This window comes from Streptomyces sp. NPDC057654, from assembly GCF_042800135.1.
Lineage (GTDB): Bacteria > Actinomycetota > Actinomycetes > Streptomycetales > Streptomycetaceae > Streptomyces.
In genome coordinates this window covers 1-3,439 of sequence record NZ_JBHVHQ010000898.1, presented here as the reverse complement: position 1 = coordinate 3,439, position 3,439 = coordinate 1, and the positions used below count along the sequence as shown (strand labels likewise).

4 protein-coding genes are annotated in these 3,439 nt (G+C 71.2%); 3 read left to right on the top strand and 1 reads right to left on the bottom strand.

The features are described 5' to 3' along the window. Positions 1 to 502, bottom strand: a 502-nt coding sequence (locus ACFU99_RS37915) for an HNH endonuclease (protein WP_384401524.1), incomplete at its 3' end; no start/stop codon positions are given. Between the two features lie 267 nt (positions 503 to 769). Here ACFU99_RS37915 and ACFU99_RS37910 point away from each other — a divergent pair. The 3 genes from ACFU99_RS37910 to ACFU99_RS37900 all read left to right on the top strand — a co-directional run. Beyond that, on the top strand, positions 770 to 1,846 hold the full coding sequence (locus ACFU99_RS37910) for a mechanosensitive ion channel family protein (protein WP_384401521.1): 1,077 nt from the start codon (positions 770 to 772) through the stop codon (positions 1,844 to 1,846). 53 nt (positions 1,847 to 1,899) lie between these two features. Then, positions 1,900 to 2,421 carry a DinB family protein gene (locus ACFU99_RS37905; RefSeq protein ID WP_384401518.1) on the top strand — a complete coding sequence of 174 codons (522 nt, stop codon included), beginning with the start codon at positions 1,900 to 1,902 and terminating at the stop codon, positions 2,419 to 2,421. Between the two features lie 191 nt (positions 2,422 to 2,612). Next, the coding region (locus ACFU99_RS37900) for an ROK family transcriptional regulator (RefSeq protein WP_384401527.1) at positions 2,613 to 3,439 on the top strand (827 nt) is incomplete at its 3' end.

Genomic DNA, 3,439 nt, shown 5'->3' with positions numbered 1-3,439 from the left:
CCTCCGCGCCGTATGCCTGCAAATAGGGCAGCCAGCGCGGGTCCCTATGCCCGGTCCCGATGATGCGCCAGGCCAGCCCGGATGGCGGCGCGGGCTGGTGGCGCAGCCGCCAGCCGAGCTCGGCGACGTGCCGGTCGGCCTTGACGTGGTTGCAGCGGCGGCAGGCGGCGACCACGTTCTCCCAGGCGTGGGGTCCGCCGCGGCTGCGCGGGATGACGTGGTCGACGCTGGTTGCGACGCCACCGCAGTAGGCGCATCTGCCGCCATCGCGGGCGAACAGGGCGCGGCGGGTGAGCGGGACGGGGCCGCGAAAGGGCACCCGCACGAAGCGCTTCAGCCGCACGACGCTCGGCGCGGGTATGACGTGGGTCGCACTGTGCATAAAGGCGCCGGAGTCCTCAAGGCAGATGGCCTTCTCATTGAGGACGAGTACGAGCGCGCGGCGGAGCGGTACGACGCCGAGCGGCTCGTACGACGCGTTGAGGACCAGGACATGCGGCACGGGTGCCTCCTTGTACGCCGGCGGCGCGTGGCTCGCGCCGGGACGATCTCCACCAAGTGTCCCCCGGTCCCTGGTCGGAGCGCCACCATCACCAGGTAACGGGCCACAGGTGTTTTGCAGCACACCTCTTTCATCCCCCGCTCACGCTCCGGTCAAGACCCGCGATCAATCGAACACAGCAACGGGGCACCGTTGCCCTCCCGTTACTCTGGTTGGCTGTCCGCGCCGTGCTCCCGGCGGGCATGTCCGACACGAAGGGTCCCTGCTGTGTCCTGGTCCGCTGTCCTGGCCGCCGACACCACCCCGCACCGCGTCACCTCCCTCGACGAGGCGACGCAGACGGCGAACAACGCCGCGGGCTGGGTGGAGGAGAACTGGTCCACCTGGCTCGGCAACGGCCTGCGCATCATCCTGATCATCGTGATCGCGGTGGTGCTCCGGTCGCTGATCCGGCGCGGCATCACCAAGCTGATAGCGCGCATGAACCGCACGGCGCAGGCCGTGGACGGCACGGCGCTGGGCGGCCTGCTGGTAAACGCCGAGCGGCGGCGGCAGCGGTCCGAGGCCATAGGTTCGGTGCTGCGCAGCGTCGCATCCTTCGTGATCATGGGAACGGCGGCGCTGACGGTGCTGTCCGTGCTCCAGATCAATCTGGCTCCGCTGCTGGCCAGCGCGGGTGTGGCAGGCGTGGCCATCGGTTTCGGCGCGCGCAATCTGGTCACGGACTTCCTGTCCGGGGTGTTCATGATCCTGGAGGACCAGTACGGCGTCGGCGACGAGATCGACGCGGGCGTCGCCACCGGCACGGTCATCGAGGTCGGCCTGCGCGTCACCAAGCTGCGCGGCCCGAACGGCGCCATCTGGTACGTGCGCAACGGCGAGGTCAAGCGCATCGGCAACCTCAGCCAGGGCTGGTCCACCGCGGAGGTCGATGTCACCCTCCGCTACGACCAGGACCTGGACCGGGCCCGTACGGTCATCGCGGCGGCGGGCGAGGACATGGCGAAGGAAGCGCCGTGGGACGAGTCGCTGTGGGAGCCGGTCGAGGTGATGGGGCTGGACTCGGTCACGCTCGACTCGGTGGTGGTCCGCGTCCAGGCCAAGACGATGCCGGGCAAGGCGGCGGGCGTCGAACGCGAGCTGCGCTGGCGCATCAAGCAGGCCCTGGACGCCGAAGGCATCCGCATCGGCACCCCGGCCGCCCCCGCCGACGCGGACCCCGCCCCCGACCCTTCCGCCACCGTCGCCGCCCCCTCCGCCCTCGGCAACCCGACCTCGCCGCAGTCCCTCGCGACGACCCCGATACCGCAACAGCCTCCGGCGCCGCCGGCGCTGGGCAAGTAGGAGCAGGTCTCGGACCTGTCGAACGGCCGCACTGGCGTGCGAAAGTGGCGCGCATGTCGACTACATACATGGGGCGGTCCATACCGCCCCCGCACGCCGACGAACGCGCCATGCTGGAGAGCTGGCTGGACTTCCAGCGGGAGACGCTGGCGACGAAGTGCGCGGGGCTGGACGACCATCAGGTGCGGCTGGCGGCGGTGGAGCCGTCGGCGATGACGCTGCTCGGGCTGGTGCAGCACATGACCGTGGTCGAGCGGAAGTGGTTCCAGGAGGTGCTGGCCGGGCGGGAGGCGTCGTACGACGAGGCGATCGGCAACGGGTTCACGCTCGTCGCGGAGCGCGGCATGGACGCTGCGCTGACCGACTGGCGGGCGGAGGTCCAGCGGTCGCGCGAGGCGGCAGCCGGGAGTTCGCTGGACGGCTCCGGGGCGCTCAACGAGCAGTTCGCCAAGATCGTCGGGGAGTCGACGGTCTCCCTGCGGTGGATTCTGGTGCACATGATCGAGGAGTACGCGCGCCACAACGGGCACGCGGACCTGATCCGGGAGCGCATCGACGGCGTCACGGGCGTATAGGCGCGTACGGCATCCGGCACCGGCCCTCGGGCGCATTCCGCCCGGGGGCCGTCCTGCGTTGATAACACTTTGACAAGCAGCGCGTTCGGACCATTGACGCCCCACTGACGTCGGCTTTAACGTCCTGTTCACCGATAGGAAAGTTTCCTAACAGACAGTCGAAGGCGATGTCGAAGGGCGGGTGCACCACCATGGCCGGGACTCCCGGTACCCCGCGCGTACTGCGCGCCATGAACGACCGCGCCGCGCTCGATCTGCTCATCGCCCACGGCCCGTTGACCCGCACCCGGCTCGGCGAGCTGACCGGGCTGTCCAAGCCCACGGCGTCGCAGCTGCTCAGCCGGCTCGAAGCGGCCCGGCTGGTCCGCTCCACCGGGAACGTGACCGGGCGGCCGGGGCCGAACGCGCAGCTGTACGAGGTGAATCCGACGGTGGCGCACGTCGCCGCGCTCGCCGTGGACCCCGACGGGATCACCGCCGTCGTCGCCGACATCACCGGGCATATCGTCGGCGAGCACCGCGCCGAGGCGCGGGACACCCCCGAGCCGCAGCGCGAACAGACCGCCGAACTGGTGGCCGAGGTCGTGGGGCGCGCGCTGGCGGACGCCGGGCTCGGGCTCGACGCGCTGCACCGCACCGTCATCGGGACGCCCGGCGCGCTCGACCCGCAGACCGGGACCCTGCGGTACGCGCCGCACCTGCCGGGCTGGCACTCGCGGACCATCCGCGACGAGCTGGCCAAGGTCATCGGCACCCCCATCGTCATCGAGAACGACGTCAACCTCGCGGCCATCGCCGAGCAGCACGACGGCGCGGCCCAGGACTTCGACGACTACGTGCTCATCTGGGCCGACGAGGGCGTCGGCGCCGCCATCGTGCTCGGCGGCACCCTGCTGCGCGGAGCGACCGGCGGGGCCGGCGAGATCGGCTACATGCCGCTGCCCGGCGCCCCGTTGGCGCGCGGCGGACCCGTCACGGCCGCCCGGCCGGACGCCGGCGGCGGGTTCCAGAGCCTCGT